The sequence below is a fragment of the Alkalihalobacillus alcalophilus ATCC 27647 = CGMCC 1.3604 genome, assembly GCF_000292245.2.
Classification (GTDB): Bacteria; Bacillota; Bacilli; order Bacillales; family Bacillaceae_D; genus Alkalihalobacillus; species Alkalihalobacillus alcalophilus.
Map to the genome: position 1 here is coordinate 1 of NZ_ALPT02000181.1, position 532 is coordinate 532.

The 532-nt window shown below is 39.7% G+C and carries 1 protein-coding gene; it reads left to right on the forward strand.

Going from position 1 to position 532, the window contains the following annotated elements; all coding sequences use genetic code 11:
- Nucleotides 1-151: 151 nt before the first annotated feature.
- Nucleotides 152-532, forward strand: a 381-nt coding sequence (locus tag BALCAV_RS20970) for a helix-turn-helix domain-containing protein (RefSeq protein WP_040324352.1), incomplete at its 3' end; no start/stop codon positions are given.

A 532-nucleotide genomic window follows, 5' to 3' on the forward strand; every position in this document is an offset into this window, starting at 1 on the left:
GTTTTATCATTTCCCGACAGAAGACTCCCTCTTCAATCGTGTGAAGGGAGAAGCCCAACGATAAGGGGGAGATGAATGGTGGTTGGCGGTAGCCAAAGAGATTCTTGTTAAGGTATAATAAGAACATACATTCCTATCGGAGGTGAAAACAATGCTCATCAACAAAGCATACAAATTCCGTCTCTATCCAACCAAAGAACAGGAAATCTTAATTGCTAAAACCATCGGCTGTTCTCGTTTTGTCTTTAATCGCTTTTTAGGGCAATGGAACGATACCTACCAAGAAACAGGCAAAGGGTTAACTTACAATGCTTGTTCGGCTGAATTAACGCAACTAAAAAAGGAATTCATATGGCTAAAAGAAGTGGATAGCATTGCCCTTCAATCCTCCTTGAAAAACCTTGCTGATTCCTATACTCGATTCTTCAAGAAACAAAATAAAGCACCTCGCTTCAAGTCTAAAAAGAATCAGGTACAATCCTACACCACGAAAGAAACAAACCATAACATGGCCATAGTAGACAACAAAATC